This window comes from Xanthomarina maritima (assembly GCF_008084905.1).
Classification (GTDB): Bacteria; Bacteroidota; Bacteroidia; order Flavobacteriales; family Flavobacteriaceae; genus Xanthomarina; species Xanthomarina maritima.
The window spans coordinates 38,744-53,261 of the sequence record NZ_VSFC01000009.1 but is presented as its reverse complement, the minus strand read 5'-3'; the positions used below and the strand labels follow the sequence as shown (position 1 = coordinate 53,261).

Annotated in this window: 15 protein-coding genes; 5 read left to right on the top strand and 10 right to left on the bottom strand. The window is 32.3% G+C overall.

The window, feature by feature from the left end:
• The 5 genes from FVF61_RS01515 to FVF61_RS01495 form a co-directional block, all read left to right on the top strand.
• Window positions 1–818 (top strand): T9SS type A sorting domain-containing protein (locus FVF61_RS01515; protein WP_148452536.1); only part of this gene is annotated, 818 nt, incomplete at its 5' end.
• Between the two features lie 55 nt (window positions 819–873).
• Window positions 874–1,425 carry an Ig-like domain-containing protein gene (locus FVF61_RS01510; protein ID WP_148452534.1) on the top strand — a complete coding sequence of 184 codons (552 nt, stop codon included), beginning with the start codon at window positions 874–876 and terminating at the stop codon, window positions 1,423–1,425.
• Window positions 1,426–1,496: 71 nt separating this feature from the next.
• On the top strand, window positions 1,497–2,879 hold the full coding sequence (locus FVF61_RS01505; protein WP_148452532.1) for a tail fiber domain-containing protein: 1,383 nt from the start codon (window positions 1,497–1,499) through the stop codon (window positions 2,877–2,879).
• Between the two features lie 4 nt (window positions 2,880–2,883).
• Entirely contained in the window at window positions 2,884–3,342 is a 459-nt protein-coding gene (locus FVF61_RS01500) for a T9SS type A sorting domain-containing protein (RefSeq protein WP_148452530.1), read from the top strand.
• A gap of 29 nt (window positions 3,343–3,371) precedes the next feature.
• Window positions 3,372–4,337 carry a hypothetical protein gene (locus FVF61_RS01495; RefSeq protein ID WP_148452528.1) on the top strand — a complete coding sequence of 322 codons (966 nt, stop codon included), beginning with the start codon at window positions 3,372–3,374 and terminating at the stop codon, window positions 4,335–4,337.
• Here the strand turns inward: FVF61_RS01495 and ribB are convergent.
• The 10 genes from ribB to nhaC all read right to left on the bottom strand — a co-directional run bounded on the left by ribB (window position 4,334) and on the right by nhaC (window position 14,433).
• Window positions 4,334–5,491 carry a 3,4-dihydroxy-2-butanone-4-phosphate synthase gene (gene ribB, locus FVF61_RS01490; RefSeq protein WP_148452526.1) on the bottom strand — a complete coding sequence of 386 codons (1,158 nt, stop codon included), beginning with the start codon at window positions 5,489–5,491 and terminating at the stop codon, window positions 4,334–4,336. The genes FVF61_RS01495 and ribB overlap by 4 nt on opposite strands.
• 33 nt (window positions 5,492–5,524) lie before the next feature.
• Window positions 5,525–7,342 (bottom strand): LptF/LptG family permease, encoded by a 1,818-nt coding sequence (locus FVF61_RS01485; protein WP_233586639.1) that lies wholly within the window; start codon window positions 7,340–7,342, stop codon window positions 5,525–5,527.
• A 61-nt stretch (window positions 7,343–7,403) separates the two neighbouring features.
• On the bottom strand, window positions 7,404–8,042 hold the full coding sequence (locus FVF61_RS01480) for a LolA family protein (RefSeq protein WP_148452522.1): 639 nt from the start codon (window positions 8,040–8,042) through the stop codon (window positions 7,404–7,406).
• Between the two features lie 22 nt (window positions 8,043–8,064).
• Window positions 8,065–10,443 (bottom strand): DNA translocase FtsK, encoded by a 2,379-nt coding sequence (locus FVF61_RS01475; RefSeq protein ID WP_148452520.1) that lies wholly within the window; start codon window positions 10,441–10,443, stop codon window positions 8,065–8,067.
• 110 nt (window positions 10,444–10,553) lie between these two features.
• On the bottom strand, window positions 10,554–10,922 hold the full coding sequence (locus tag FVF61_RS01470) for a diacylglycerol kinase family protein (RefSeq protein ID WP_148452518.1): 369 nt from the start codon (window positions 10,920–10,922) through the stop codon (window positions 10,554–10,556).
• Window positions 10,915–11,421, bottom strand: a complete 507-nt coding sequence (gene tpx, locus FVF61_RS01465) for a thiol peroxidase (RefSeq protein WP_148452516.1) — start codon at window positions 11,419–11,421, stop codon at window positions 10,915–10,917. Before tpx ends, FVF61_RS01470 begins: the two co-directional genes overlap by 8 nt.
• Before the next feature lie 108 nt (window positions 11,422–11,529).
• Window positions 11,530–11,787 (bottom strand): DUF6952 family protein, encoded by a 258-nt coding sequence (locus tag FVF61_RS01460; protein ID WP_148452514.1) that lies wholly within the window; start codon window positions 11,785–11,787, stop codon window positions 11,530–11,532.
• Between the two features lie 5 nt (window positions 11,788–11,792).
• The gene (locus tag FVF61_RS01455) at window positions 11,793–12,101 is read right to left on the bottom strand and encodes a thioredoxin family protein (RefSeq protein ID WP_148452512.1); all 309 of its coding nucleotides are present in this window, start codon (window positions 12,099–12,101) and stop codon (window positions 11,793–11,795) included.
• An 86-nt stretch (window positions 12,102–12,187) separates the two neighbouring features.
• On the bottom strand, window positions 12,188–12,826 hold the full coding sequence (locus tag FVF61_RS01450) for a peroxiredoxin (RefSeq protein ID WP_148452510.1): 639 nt from the start codon (window positions 12,824–12,826) through the stop codon (window positions 12,188–12,190).
• Window positions 12,827–12,966: 140 nt separating this feature from the next.
• Window positions 12,967–14,433: a Na+/H+ antiporter NhaC gene (nhaC, locus tag FVF61_RS01445; RefSeq protein WP_148452508.1), complete on the bottom strand. Its 1,467-nt coding sequence runs from the start codon at window positions 14,431–14,433 to the stop codon at window positions 12,967–12,969.
• Between the last annotated feature and the right edge of the window lie 85 nt (window positions 14,434–14,518).

Genomic DNA, 14,518 nt, shown 5'->3' with positions numbered 1-14,518 from the left:
AAGTTGAAGATTGTGACGACACAAACCCAAATGTCAACCCAGGTGCAACCGAAATACCAAACAATGGTATAGACGACGACTGTAATCCAGATACGCCAGACACCAACGACTGTGCTCTAGATAGTGATAACGATGGGACACCAGATTGCCTAGATGGTTGCCCTAACGATAGAAAGAAAATAGAGCCAGGCAAATGTGGCTGTGGTGTAGTAGATAGAGATAGAGATAATGATGGTGTTGCTGATTGTAACGATGTATGTAACCGAGAAGATGATACTATTGATGTAGATGCCGATGGTATTCCAGATTGTATAGACCCTTGTATTGGAGATCAAGATTCTGATGGTGATGGGGTTTTAGATTGTTACGACCCATGCCCAAATGATCCAAATAATGCTTGTAATAGTAATACTTGTTCTGCCGGCGAAGTATTAATCTGCCACAATAAAAACAATGGTACGTCTGTAGAACTTTGTGTAAGAGAAAACCAATTGCAACGCCATTTAGATCATGGAGATACCTTGGGAGGCTGTAATACGCAAACAAAACAGGCTAATTCGCTTGAAGATGTGGTGATTTATCCAAACCCAACAACAGGTAAATTTTCAGTAGTATTGAAAAATGGAGTAGCACATGTCAATACGCTAACAATAACAATTAAGAATACCTTTGGTATAGCCGTTTACCAATGCAAACAAAGCTATTCTACTCATATAGAATTGGATATTAAAGACCGTTTAAAAGAAGAGGGCTTGTATTTTATATTCATAACAGATGGAAATTCATCAGTTTCAAAAAAGATTATTGTTACAAAATAAACAAACCAAAGCCTTTGGGAATTTTTCCTAGAGGCTTTAGTTAAAATTTAATATTATGAAATCAAAACTAATCTTACTCATCGCATTTTTGTCAACACTTTCAGTGGTTGCCCAACAAGCTATTAACTATAAGGCTTTGATTAAGGACAATTTAGGTAATGTCATGGCTAACCAATCAGTAACCATACAGTTTACTATTTTAGAAGGTGAAGCAGCAACTAACGTTTACCAAGAAAACCATACCGTAAATACCGATGCTAACGGTATTGTTATTGTAAATATAGGAGAAGGCACAACTAGTGATAACTTTTCAAATATAAATTGGAATCGAAATGAACACTTTCTGAACGTACAAATAGATATAGGCTCTGGTTTAACAGATATGGGAACTACTCAATTTATGGCTGTACCTTATGCTTTAAGTGCTGGAAATGTATCTGGACTTGAAGTTCTTGATGAAGGCAATGGTATTGGTTGGAGATTCATAGGACGAAACGAAGCTAATTATGGCAATATTGGATTGAATGCTGCTGATTTTAGCTATAGTGATTTTGTTTCCAATATTTATGGTGCTACTGGGAACTACTCAACGTCAATGGTTATTTAACAACTGCTTCTGGCGAGAGATCAACAGCATTAGGTTCTGTTACAACTGCTTCTGCAGCTAACTCTGCTGCTATGGGATATGGCACTTTAGCAGATGATTTTAATAGTTTGGTTGTAGGTGCTTTCAATGAAAATTCAACGTCATCAACGACCTTATTTCAAGTAGGAAATGGTACTGATATAAATGATCGATCAAATGCTTTTGTTGTAGAAAGAGAAGGAATGATAATAGCGCCAAGTTTAGATATAACGGAAATTACAAATCCAAAAGCATTAATTACTAAAGAATATTTAGATGCTAATACTTCAGAAGCTTCTGGTTTAGAGGCTATAGATGAAGGAAATGGTGGCTCTGGTTGGCGTTTTATAGGAAGAGATTCTAATAACTACGGAAATATTGGATCAAATGCAGTAGATTTAAGTATTTCAGAATTTGCATCAGAGGTTTATGGAGCTACAGGTAATAGGTCATTTGCCTCAGGTTATAATACTACTGCTTCTGGTCAAAGTTCAACGTCTATGGGTTATTTTTCAGTAGCTTCAGGAACGAGATCTACAGCTCTTGGGAGATCGACTATAGCTTCAGGAGAATCTTCGACCGCATTAGGCACCAGTACTGAAGCCAATAATACCTTCAGTACAGCTATGGGTAGGCAAACACTAGCTTCAGGGGAAAATGCGACTTCTATGGGATATTTATCTACAGCTTCAGGTGATTTTTTAACTGCTATTGGTATTAATGCTTCAGCAAGCGGAGACAGTAACATTGCTTCAGGAAATACTTCTGTGGCTTTAGGGATTATTACGCAAGCGAGTGGTGATTATTCATTGGCTATGGGAAATAATGTGCAAGTTTCTAGCTTTGCGGCTTCAGCTTTAGGATACAACTTAATAAACGACGATTCTTATGCAACTGTAGTTGGTCAGAATAATGACAATACTACAACCTCTAGTGCTTTGTTTCAAGTTGGTAATGGTGTAAGTACAGCAAACAGAACTAATGCCTTCACCGTTTTTCGTAATGGTAATGCAACATTAGCTGGTACCTTAACTCAAAGCTCAGACAGACGTTTAAAAACCAATATTTCAGAGTTACCTTATGGTTTAAAAGAAATACTACAAATGAAACCAGTAAACTACAATTGGAAACGCTATCCGGAGCAGCAAAAGTCATTAGGCTTGATTGCTCAAGAAGTCCAGCCAATTATTAATGAAATTGTTCATATAGCTGAAGATAAAGACAATACTTTAAGTATTAGCTACAGTGAGTTAATTCCAGTACTTATAAAAGCGATACAAGAACAGCAAGCTATTATTGAAAGCCAAAAACAGACAATACAAAATCAAGAGCAGGCGAGTACAGAACAATCTGCATTACTACAAGCACTTTTAAATAGAGTAGAGGCTTTAGAAAAACAAGCGACTCCTTCAGATATTAAATTGGTTAAAAACTAAAATCATGAAAAAAATATGTTTTTTAATGATGCTATGTATTGGGTTTGTTGCATCAGCGCAAACAATAGAAAAGTTTAGTATTGATAATGGAGGTGCAAGTATCACAGCTGGAGAAGTAAACATACTTTACACTATTGGTGAAGTTAATATTCAAGAATTAAGTGTAGGAAATATTCAAGTTTCTGAAGGTTTTATTAATCCAATTACAGATGGACCAACTTTATCAATAGAAAGTGAGACTGCAGAAGTTATTAAAATATTCCCAAACCCTGTCTCCGAAACCCTCTATATTTCAACAGACCAACAAATTGAAACGGTAACACTATATGATTTATTAGGCAAACAGGTTTTATTAGCAAAAAAAGTTAATCAAATAGAAGTTCGCAATTTGAAATCAGGAATTTATTTACTTAAAATAAAAACAGATAGAAGTAAAATCACAAAAAAGATAATAATTAACTAACTTTGAATCAAGCCATTAAAAATTAAATTATGAAAACTAAAAACCAACCAATTTTTATATTACTAATTCTATTTAGTATATTTTTCAATTGCAAAAACGACAAGAGAACCGAACCTATTGAAGAAACAATAGTTGAAGTAGAAGAGGTAATTGAAGAACCGTCTAATGTTATTGATATTGTAACTCGAAGCATGGAATTTCAAAGTGTAGATACCATCTCTTCTGGTTGGAACACCTTTAAGTACCAAAACCTATCCAATGAAACACATTTCTTTTTATTAGACAAATATCCTGAAGGTAAAAGTGTAGATAATGCAATTACAGAGATAGCTCCTGTTTTTGAGGAAGGTATGGATCTTATTAATGCAGGTAAAGCAGAAGAAGGTTTTGCTGCTTTTGGTAAACTGCCAGAATGGTTTGGAAAAATAGTTTTTTCGGGAGGATCTGGCCTAATTGCTCCAAAGCATACAGCTATAACAACAATTAAGCTGGATCCTGGCTATTACATTATGGAATGCTATGTAAAAATGCCTAATGGTAAATTTCATACCCTAATGGGAATGGCTAAACCTATTATTGTAACTAACGAAGATAGTGGAAACTCACCTCCAGAGTCAACGGTCAACATTATCTTGTCGGGAGAAGAAGGTATAAGTTATAACAAAAACATTACCAAAGGAAAACAAATTTTCTCTGTTTATGTAAAAGACCAAAAACCACATGAGAATTTTATATGGCATGATATCAATTTAGTAAAGTTAGAAAATGATGCTAGTGAAGCTGCTTTGGAAGCTTGGATGGATTGGTCGCATCCTAAAGGGTTAATCACACCTGTTCCAAATGGTATTACTTTTTTAGGAGGTGTTAATGATATGCCTGCTGGTAGTACAGGTTATTTTTATGCTGATTTAAAGCCTGGTAAATATGCTTTTATTTCCGAAGTCCCAAACACAAAGAGCAAAGAGCTTTTTAAAGTTTTTGAAGTAGCAGATTAATACTTTACATATTCAACAATCTCTAATCCATATCCAATCATTCCCACACGTTTGGTCTGTTCTCTATTGGAAATAAGACGTAATTTATGAATGTCTAAATGATGTAGTATTTGTGCGCCTATGCCAAAGTCTTTATGATCCATTTCAATTCGTGGTGCTTTAACTATTTCACCTTCAATTTGAGATTCTTTTAAAACATTCAAACGTTTTAATAAATTCATGGATTGAGATTGTTGATTCACAAAAATAATAGCACCTTTTCCTTCATTATTAATAACTTTAAACATGTCGTCTAGTTTCTCGTCTGCATTGTTTGTTAATGTACCAAGAATATCTGTATTAACTAAGGTTGCATTTACACGAGTTAATACAGGTTCGTATTTAGACCATGTGCCTTTAGTTAGTGCAATATGAATTTGATTGTTTGTAGTTTGTTGAAATGCTCTTAAACGAAATTTTCCAAAACGTGTTTCAAGGTTAAAATCTTCCTTCTTCTCAATTAAAGAATCATGCTCCATTCTATAAGCTACAAGGTCTTCAATAGAAACTATTTTTAAATCAAATTTTTCAGCAACCTTCATTAGTTGAGGTAAACGTGCCATAGAACCATCTTCATTCATAATTTCAACAATCACTCCAGCTGGTTTTAAACCAGCCAAACGAGCAAAGTCTATAGCAGCTTCTGTATGCCCAGTTCTTCTTAAAACACCACCTTGTTTTGCTACAAGTGGAAAGATATGTCCAGGTCTACCTAATTCAAATGGTTTTGTGCTTATGTCGACAAGTGCTTTTACAGTTTTAGCTCTATCGCTCGCTGAAATTCCAGTAGTAACACCATTACCTCTTAAATCGACTGAGATTGTAAATGCTGTCTCCATTGGATCTGTATTATTATGAACCATTGGATTTAATTCAAGTTCTTTACATCGTTTTTCTGTAAGTGGTGTGCATATTAGACCACGACCATGAGTTGCCATGAAATTAATCATTTGAGGTGTTACCATTTCGGCAGCAGCCAAAAAATCCCCTTCATTTTCTCTGTCTTCATCATCAACAACAATAATTACTTTACCATTTCTAATATCGTTAATGGCTTCTTCAATGGTATGTAATTTTATTTGAACAGATTCTTTTGTCATTTTAAGCGTAGACATAAGTATTATTTAAATGTTTTGCAAAGATATGGGTTATTTTAAACTAACAGAAAGGTCTTCGTTAATTTTATTCCTTCTTAAATAATGAGTTAGAGGGTATATAATAAAACTTATTATTACAAATACTGGATTTTTTGTAAAGCCTTTAGTTTTAATCAATCTGTAGATAGCATATAATTTTATTTGTGAAATAATAAAATAGAATATGCTTATACAAAGTGAAATTATACCTAGTTGCAGACAGACTAAAGCTACTTCTTCTAACTTATTATTTTTTAAAATGAAATATAAAGGAAGGAGTACTGCACCAATAATATAGAATATGAATGTAAATCTTGCGTACTCTTTATATTCTGAATGTCTTTTCTTAATAGTCTCGTAGTCTTCAACATTTGCTAAAGGTTCTTGAGTTATACCATGTTTATTCTTAATAGCTTTAAGAACTTCTTCTGGAAGTTGAGACGTTTCTCTAGTTTTTTTATTGCTTTTTAATTTAAATAATTTTTTTAGTGGTTCTATAATATGATCAAACTCAAAAATACCACGATCTTCCGTAGCTCTTTTAGTTAAATAAACTCCTAATGGCAACATGATTATAGTAGAAAACCATGCTGCAAACACAGGATTTAAACTGCTGTCTTTAGCACTATTCTTAGCAAAAATACCAATAAAATGATAGGTTAGAAATAACAAAATAGCAACAACCATTGGTAAACCAATACCTCCTTTTCTAATTAAGGCTCCTAAAGGTGCACCAACAAAAAATAATATAATACAAGCAAAACCTAAGGCTAACTTTTCATGTAAAGCAATAATGTGTTTGTTTAACCAAATGTTTTGAGTTTTTATTCCTTTTTCTTTATTCTCTAATATTTGAGAGGTACTTTTAAATGAATTTAAAGCTAAATCTATTAATTGAACTTTGTCTTTGTTGCTATATAATTCTAGAATGGTTCCGTTATATATAGTATCTTTTTTTGCCTTAATTCCAGTATTTATATTAGGTAAAGTAGATCTGATATATAAATTATTTGCGAGTTCTAATATATCATTCTCTTTATCTATTTTTAAAGTATCTATCGTGTAGCTTAAATCTCTAATATTAAGCATGTTGTATTTGTCACTAATATTTTTTTCTTCTAGATCTATATTGTTGAGGTTTGATAAGTCAACGTTAATGGTATATTTTTCAAAATAACTTTTTGTCATTGGCTTTTTTTGCCTTTGTTTATGGTCTTTTGGAGGAGTATCATCATAAAAATACCCATCAAAGAGAATAAGTTGTAAGATGTCTGAATCTTCTTCACCTATAAGTTCACCTGTTTTTGAATAAATTGTCGTGAAGTTCCCAGCTTTTCCCTTAGACTTTTTATGAATTAATACTTCTTCTAGATATTGACCTCTTTCTCCACTTTTATCTGTAACCTTAATGTTATATTCGTTACCAACTTCATTAAACTGACCTTTAGCAATTACCATGGCAGGTTTTAATTTGGCAATATTTTTCCGAAGATTATAGGAATTATATTCAGCCCATGGAATGACATTGTTTGTAAAGAAAAAGGTGGTAATTCCTAAAGCTACTATAAACACACTTAATCCAGCCATCGCTCTTTGAAGAGAAATCCCAGTAGATTTCATGGCAGCAAACTCATAGTTTTCGGCAAAATTACCAAAGACCATGATTGAGGCCAAAAGGATGGTTAAAGGAAGAACAAGTGGAATAAGTTTGGGAGAAAAATAGAGTAAGAACTTAGCAACCACAACCATGTCCAAATCTTTTCCAGCCAATTCTTTAATATAAAGCCAGATGGTTTGTAAAACAAAAATCAGCATGAGAATAACAAACACGCTGATAAAAGTTTTTAAGTAAGAGGTTAGTATGTATCTATCTAAAAGCTTCAAAAGTCACCTAATCCAATTTGTTAATGTAGTAATCTTTATACTTGTTCTTGTCAAAAGTAAATAAGGATTTCGAGATTGGTTCGTTTGTTTTAAAAGAATTAACAGTTAAAGTGGTTTTTGTACCATTTTTACCTATTTCAATTAAATTATAGATGTGTTTGGTTTGCGCATCAATGCCTAATAACACATTTTTTATTTCAGAGTTTGAATCAATAGGTATTAGTTTTACATATTGAATTTTTCTTCCTTTAACATCTTGAATAATATCCATTTTATAAGTATAACCTTCTTCATAAAATGATAGCATTTTACTAGGTGTAATGTTACTATCTTCATTTGAAACATCTGAAGAAATAGTAACTTCTTCATCATCTGGACTAATGCTGTATAAGGTTTTACCATCAAATATTCGGGTGGCACCTAAAATATTTAATCGGTATTTGTCTCCTTGCATAACAACATCTCCACGAGTTTCCTGTTTGATGTTTTCTGAAGAATTATCTAGCACATATTTAAAATCTATAGAAATATTATCATAGCTTTTAGCTTTTATAGAGACTTCGTCTAATAGCGTTTTAGCTTTACTATCTTGCCCAAAAGAAAATCCATAAATGAAGAGGGTAAAAATTAAGGTTATTTTTTTCATTTTTTAAAATATTTTAAAGGCTTTAATTTTTTTTGCCTTCGTTGTCTAATAATTGGTTTAGTGCAGTTAAATCAGGGACTAATACCTGTCTGGCTTTACTACCTTCAAAGCCTCCTACAATTCCTGCAGCTTCAAGTTGATCTATAAGTCTGCCAGCACGATTATAACCTAATTTAAGCTTACGCTGTAATAAAGAAGCAGACCCTTGTTGTGCTGTTACTATAATTTCGGCAGCATCACGAAACAAATCATCTCTATCGTTGATATCTATATCAAGACTTGTGCCACTTTCCTCACCAACATATTCAGGTAACAAATAGGCATCTGGATAGGCTTTTTGAGAACCAATAAAGTCAGTTATTTTTTCTACTTCTGGTGTATCTACAAAAGCACATTGAATACGTACTAAATCGTTACCTTGCGTATATAGCATATCTCCACGACCAATTAATTGGTCTGCTCCAGAGCCATCTAGAATAGTTCTGGAATCAATTTTACTGGTTACTCTAAAAGCAATACGTGCAGGGAAATTGGCTTTAATAATACCAGTAATAACATTTACAGAAGGTCTTTGAGTTGCTATAATTAAATGGATTCCAATGGCTCGAGCTAATTGTGCTAATCTGGCAATTGGTGTTTCTACTTCTTTTCCAGCTGTCATAATTAAATCGGCAAACTCATCGACTACTAATATTATGTATGGTAAAAACTGGTGACCATCATTTGGGTTTAGTTTACGTGCTTTAAATTTTGCATTATATTCAGCAATATTTCTACACAAGGCATTTTTAAGCATTTCGTAACGGTTATCCATTTCAATACAAAGTGAATTTAATGTATTGATAACCTTAGTGTTATCTGTAATAATAGCGTCTTCGCTATCTGGAAGTTTAGCTAAATAATGTCGTTCTATTTTATTGAATAGCGTAAGTTCTACTTTTTTAGGATCGACTAAAACAAACTTTACTTCAGCAGGATGTTTTTTATAAAGTAAGGAGGTTAAAACGGCATTTAATCCAACCGATTTACCTTGTCCTGTTGCACCAGCCATTAATAAGTGAGGCATTTTAGCTAAATCCACTACAAAAGTTTCGTTGCTAATGGTTTTACCTAAAGCTATTGGCAACTGCATGTCTGATTTCTGGAATTTCTGTGAAGCAATTACAGAACGCATAGATACTACCGTCGAATTTTTATTTGGCACTTCGATACCAATAGTTCCTTTTCCAGGAATTGGTGCAATAATTCTGATACCTAATGCTGAAAGCGATAAAGCAATATCGTCTTCTAGGTTTTTAATTTTTGAAATTCTAATCCCAGCATCTGGAACAATCTCGTAAAGTGTTACTGTTGGTCCTATAGTTGCTTTGATACTTGCAATTCCAATTTTGTAGTTACTAAGAGTTTCTACTATTCGGTTTTTATTTTCTTCAAGCTCTTCTTGATTGATAGTTATACCTTCAGAATCGTATTTTTTTAATAAATCTAAGGACGGAAATTGATAATTGCTTAATTCAAGTGTTGGATCGAATAGTCCAAAATCTTCAACTAGCTTATTGGATAAGTTATCAGTTTCTGAAAGTTCTTCAGCAACTTCTTCTACTTCAATAGTCATTTCAGATTCTTCTTTGGAATCTTTTGGTTCTGGTTTAGGTATTTCTTTCTGAGTAATTTCTTCTTTATCTTCAGAAATAGTTTTTAAATCTAAATCGAATGCTGATTTAATTTCCTCAGCTTCAGCAGTAAGGTCATTGTCAATAGGAATAGATATGTCTTCATCTGAAGGTTTAAATTCTTGTTTGATATCTTTTGAAGCTCTTTGAAACATGTTCTTAAAGGTATCTGCAGTCACTTTAAATCTAATAGCTAAATAGATAATTAGTAAGAACACAAGTAGGAGAGAGGTTCCTATTTTTCCTAAATAGTCTTGTAAGAAGCTATTCATTTCAAAACCAATAGTACCACCTAAAGTATCTAAAGAATCAGCAAAAAAGCCAAAAAGAATTGACAACCAAATAACTATAAAGGTTCCCCAAAACCAATGCTTTCTTAATTTTATTAAGCTAGAGTTAGTTAAAATAAACACACCAGAAAGAAAGATAAGACCTGAAAATATAAACGAAGCAACACCAAACCCTTTATATATAAAAAAGTTACTTAGCCAAGCACCAGTTTTATTTAGCCAGTTTTCAGTTTTTACCTCTCGAGTTGCAAACTCGTTAAGGGTACTTTGGTCTGCTTTTCCTGTAAATAAATAAGATACAAATGCAATAAATAGTAACAGACCTAAAATTGCTAAAAAGCTTCCTAGTACTAGTTTTTGCTGACTAGATAACTTAAAACTTGGGGCTTTTAATTTAGGTTTACTTTCTTTAGTTGTTTTGGTTTTCTTTTTTGCCATAAGTATTATTCGAAAAAACAGAAATCTTTTTTATACACATTAAGATTGCATGGTTTTCACAATGCAACAAAAATACAAATTACTAACGTTTATCCTAACGGTAAAAGTATTTAAAAAAACTTAGGAATATAAATGATACAACCAATGATTATTGCTATAACTGCAAATATAAAAACAGCTCCAGCAGCAAGGTCCTTAATAAATCCTATTTTTGGATGATATTCCGGATGAATAAAGTTGGCAATTTCTTCTATTGCAGTATTGATGCTTTCTATTGAAATTATAAGGCCAATGGTTAAAGTTTGTAAGATCCATTCAGTAGGACTAAGACCTACAATAAATCCAATGATTGTCATTATAATTCCAATAAATATTTGAATTTTAATACTAGATTCTGTACTAATTAAAAGTACAGCACCTTTAAAAGCATATTTTATACTTTTAATTCTATTAATAAAAAAAGACTCTTTTTTAGTCATCTAATAAAGCTTCGAGAGCAGCTTTATAATTAGGTTCTTCTGTAATTTCAGAAACTTGTTCTGTATATTTTACAGTTCCATTTTCATCTAAAACGATAACACATCTTGAGTGTAATGCTTCTAGAGGACCTGTAGTAAAATCTAAACCATAATCTTTTCCAAAACATCCATCTTTATAATCTGAAAGTGAAGTTACATTATTTAATCCTTCGGCACCACAAAATCGACCTAGAGCAAAGGGTAAATCTCTAGAGATGCATAATACTTTAGTGTTTTCTAATTCAGCAGCTTCCTGATTAAATTGTCTTACGGATTGAGCACATGTTCCTGTATCTACACTTGGAAAAATGTTTAATACTACTTTGCTGCCTAAAAAATCTGATAGCGACTTGGTGTTTAGTTCTGTGGTTGTAAGTTTGAAATCTGGTGCTTTTGTTCCAACCTTTGGAAGTGTTCCAGATGTTTGTATTTCGTTTCCTTTTAAAGTTACTCTTGCCATAATTTTTGATTTTTAATGAAGTTAAAAGTAGTGATAATTGCTTAAAACAAAAAGCCTTTTCCGGTTAGAAAAGGCTTTTTTTATTTAGATATAAAGGTGTAATAATAATTATTTATCTATTGAACCAAGTACACGTTTCATAAAGTTATTTAAGGCTTCTTTTTTTGGTGTACCATCTTTTATCATTTTATTCACTTCAAGGGCTCCATACATATTAGAAATCAATTCGCCAATAACATCTAGTTCCTCATCTTTTAATGAAGTTACTTCTGTTAAAGCTTCAAGAGTTTCAATAGATTCTACAACAAAATCTTCATCATTAATTTCAATGAATTGTGTTAAGTGCTTGATTATTGTTAGTTTCATATAGTTTAATTTAAATTGTCAACCAATTCTTTTAAAACTTCAAATTTGTTAGTTTGAACTTGATTTACAAAATCACCTTTTTTGAAAGTCGCGAAAGTTGGTAAATTATCAACCGTTGCTAATTTTCTAGATTCTGGAAATTTTTCAGCATCAGCAATTACAAATGCTGTTTGTTCCATTTCTGAAGCTAATTTTTTGAACTTTGGTTTCATAATTCTACAATTACCACACCAAGTTGCTGAATATTGAACAACTACAGTGTCGTTATTGTTTATTATATCTTGTAAATTATCTTGATCTAATTCTTGTACCATATTTTATTCAATTTTAAAATATCAAATTCCAAATTCCAATATGTGTCGAATAGAATTTGTAGTTTTAATATTGGAATTTATTACTTTTAGTGAGAAGCTAAATATTCAGCAGTACCTTTCGCATTCGCTTTCATGGCATCTTTACCTTCTTCCCAGTTAGCTGGACAAACTTCACCATGATTTTGAACATGAGAGTAAGCATCTATTAAACGTAAAAATTCATTGACGTTTCTTCCAACTGGCATATGGTTAATACCTTCATGAAAAACAGTTCCTTCTTCATCAATTAAATATGTAGCCCTGTAAGTTACATTATCTCCATCTACAGTAACAATTCCAGTTTCTTCGTTATATTGTTCGTTAGTGATATCTAAAATCCCTAATGTTGCAGCAAGATTTCTGTTAGAATCAGCTAAAATTGGATAAGTTACACCTTCAATACCACCATTATCTTTAGGCGTGTTTAACCAAGCAAAGTGTACTTCTGGTGTATCACAAGATGCTCCAATAACAACAGTGTTACGTTTTTTGAATTCTTCCATTGCAGCTTGAAATGCATGTAATTCTGTTGGACATACAAATGTGAAGTCTTTAGGATACCAAAATAAAATAACTTTTTTGTTATTATTAATTGCTTCTTCTAATACGTTTACTTTAAAAGTGTCTCCCATTTCGTTCATTGCGTCAACGTTTAAATTTGGGAATTTTTTACCTACAAATGCCATGTGTTTTATATTTAATTATTAATAAATTTCTTTATTGCAAATATAGTCCACAAAGAGATGATTTTAGAATAATCAAATCTTAATTTTTTATCTCACTATAATTTTTGTTTATAATGAAATAAAAAAACAATAAATAAATACTATTTTGAAGAGATTTGTCTGATTTTAATCTGAAGGGCTGCAAAGAATAAGGTTGTAAAAGGACTTAACCAGTTAAAGATGGCATATACGAAATATTCTGCAACACTAACACCTAAAACACCTGATTGATAAGCTCCACAAGTATTCCATGGAATTAATACGGAAGTTACAGTACCTGAATCTTCTAAAGTTCTACTTAAATTTTCAGGAGCCAATCCTTTATCTTGATAAGCTTTTTTGAACATTTTTCCAGGTATAACGATTGCTAGATATTGATCGCTAGCAATTGCATTTAATCCTAAACAACTAATAACTGTGCTTGCAAACAGACCAAATACTGTTGTAGCAACAGATAATAATGCTTTTGTAATTCTCGATAGAGCACCTATGGCATCCATGATGCCTCCAAAAACCATAGCGCAGCAAATTAAAAATATAGTCCATAACATGCCTTTCATTCCTCCAGCAGAAAACAAGTCATTTAGCTTTTCATTATCTGTGGTAATTTGAGTGTCTGTTAAAATGGCATTGATGATGGATCCAAATTTAGAAGATGCTAAACCGTCTAAAATATTAGGCTGAAAAATAAAAGCAAAAACAGTAGCTAATAGAACACCAGTTCCTAATGCAATTAATGGCTTTGTTTTTAATAGGATTAGTGCTATAACAGCTAATGGAACAATAAATAATAATGGTGTTATATTAAACGTATTATCTATACTCCTTAATAAACTACTTAAATCTGCACTTCCTGTTGTATCAATAGACATACTAATTATACTAAAAGCTATTAAAGTCACTATTAAGGTTGGCACAGTTGTAAATGTCATGTAGCGAATGTGTGTAAACAAATCTGTACCAGCCATAGCAGGAGCCAGATTGGTTGTATCGCTTAAAGGAGACATTTTATCTCCAAAATAAGCACCAGAGATAACTGCACCAGCTATCATTCCTGGATGGATTCCTAAAGCACTTCCAATACCAATTAATGCAATACCAACTGTTGCAGAAGTGGTCCAAGAACTACCCGTAGCAATAGAAATAACAGCACAAATAATTACTGAAGCAGGCAAGAAGATAGCAGGACTTAATACTTGTAAACCATAATAAACCATGGCAGGAATGACACCACTAACTAACCAAGTTCCAGCCAAAGCACCAACCAAAAAGAGAATCATAATGGGTACAAAAACACTTTTAAGGTTTTCCCAAATTTCTTTGATCATTAATTTAATTTGAACTTTATTAAAGAAACCAACTATGGCTGCAATACCACCACCAATTAATAAAATAAACTGATTGGAATACTCGCCTAAGGCTTCTCCATCTGCATAAAAGATGTTATAAGCTAACATTAACATTAATAGAACAACTGGAATTAAGGCTTCCCAAATGCTAAGTTCCTTATTTTCAATGATTGTTTGATCCTCTATTTCAATTTCAGAAAGGTTTTTATCGTCTTGCATTTTTCTAGTTAGTTTTTTTAGGATTGTAATGTTACGATTTTCACTTTACCTATGCAAATCGATTAAGTTGTGTACATTTGTTTTT

Excerpts from the sequence above, each read along its gene's own strand:
- FVF61_RS01510 (WP_148452534.1), top strand. The coding sequence starts at position 874 with ATGAAATCAAAACTAATCTTACTCATCGCATTTTTGTCAACACTTTCA.
- FVF61_RS01505 (WP_148452532.1), top strand. The coding sequence starts at position 1,497 with ATGGGATATGGCACTTTAGCAGATGATTTTAATAGTTTGGTTGTAGGT.
- FVF61_RS01500 (WP_148452530.1), top strand. The coding sequence starts at position 2,884 with ATGAAAAAAATATGTTTTTTAATGATGCTATGTATTGGGTTTGTTGCA.
- FVF61_RS01495 (WP_148452528.1), top strand. The coding sequence starts at position 3,372 with ATGAAAACTAAAAACCAACCAATTTTTATATTACTAATTCTATTTAGT.
- ribB (WP_148452526.1), bottom strand. The coding sequence starts at position 5,491 with ATGTCTACGCTTAAAATGACAAAAGAATCTGTTCAAATAAAATTACAT.
- FVF61_RS01480 (WP_148452522.1), bottom strand. The coding sequence starts at position 8,042 with ATGAAAAAAATAACCTTAATTTTTACCCTCTTCATTTATGGATTTTCT.
- FVF61_RS01475 (WP_148452520.1), bottom strand. The coding sequence starts at position 10,443 with ATGGCAAAAAAGAAAACCAAAACAACTAAAGAAAGTAAACCTAAATTA.
- FVF61_RS01470 (WP_148452518.1), bottom strand. The coding sequence starts at position 10,922 with ATGACTAAAAAAGAGTCTTTTTTTATTAATAGAATTAAAAGTATAAAA.
- tpx (WP_148452516.1), bottom strand. The coding sequence starts at position 11,421 with ATGGCAAGAGTAACTTTAAAAGGAAACGAAATACAAACATCTGGAACA.
- FVF61_RS01460 (WP_148452514.1), bottom strand. The coding sequence starts at position 11,787 with ATGAAACTAACAATAATCAAGCACTTAACACAATTCATTGAAATTAAT.
- FVF61_RS01455 (WP_148452512.1), bottom strand. The coding sequence starts at position 12,101 with ATGGTACAAGAATTAGATCAAGATAATTTACAAGATATAATAAACAAT.
- FVF61_RS01450 (WP_148452510.1), bottom strand. The coding sequence starts at position 12,826 with ATGGCATTTGTAGGTAAAAAATTCCCAAATTTAAACGTTGACGCAATG.
- nhaC (WP_148452508.1), bottom strand. The coding sequence starts at position 14,433 with ATGCAAGACGATAAAAACCTTTCTGAAATTGAAATAGAGGATCAAACA.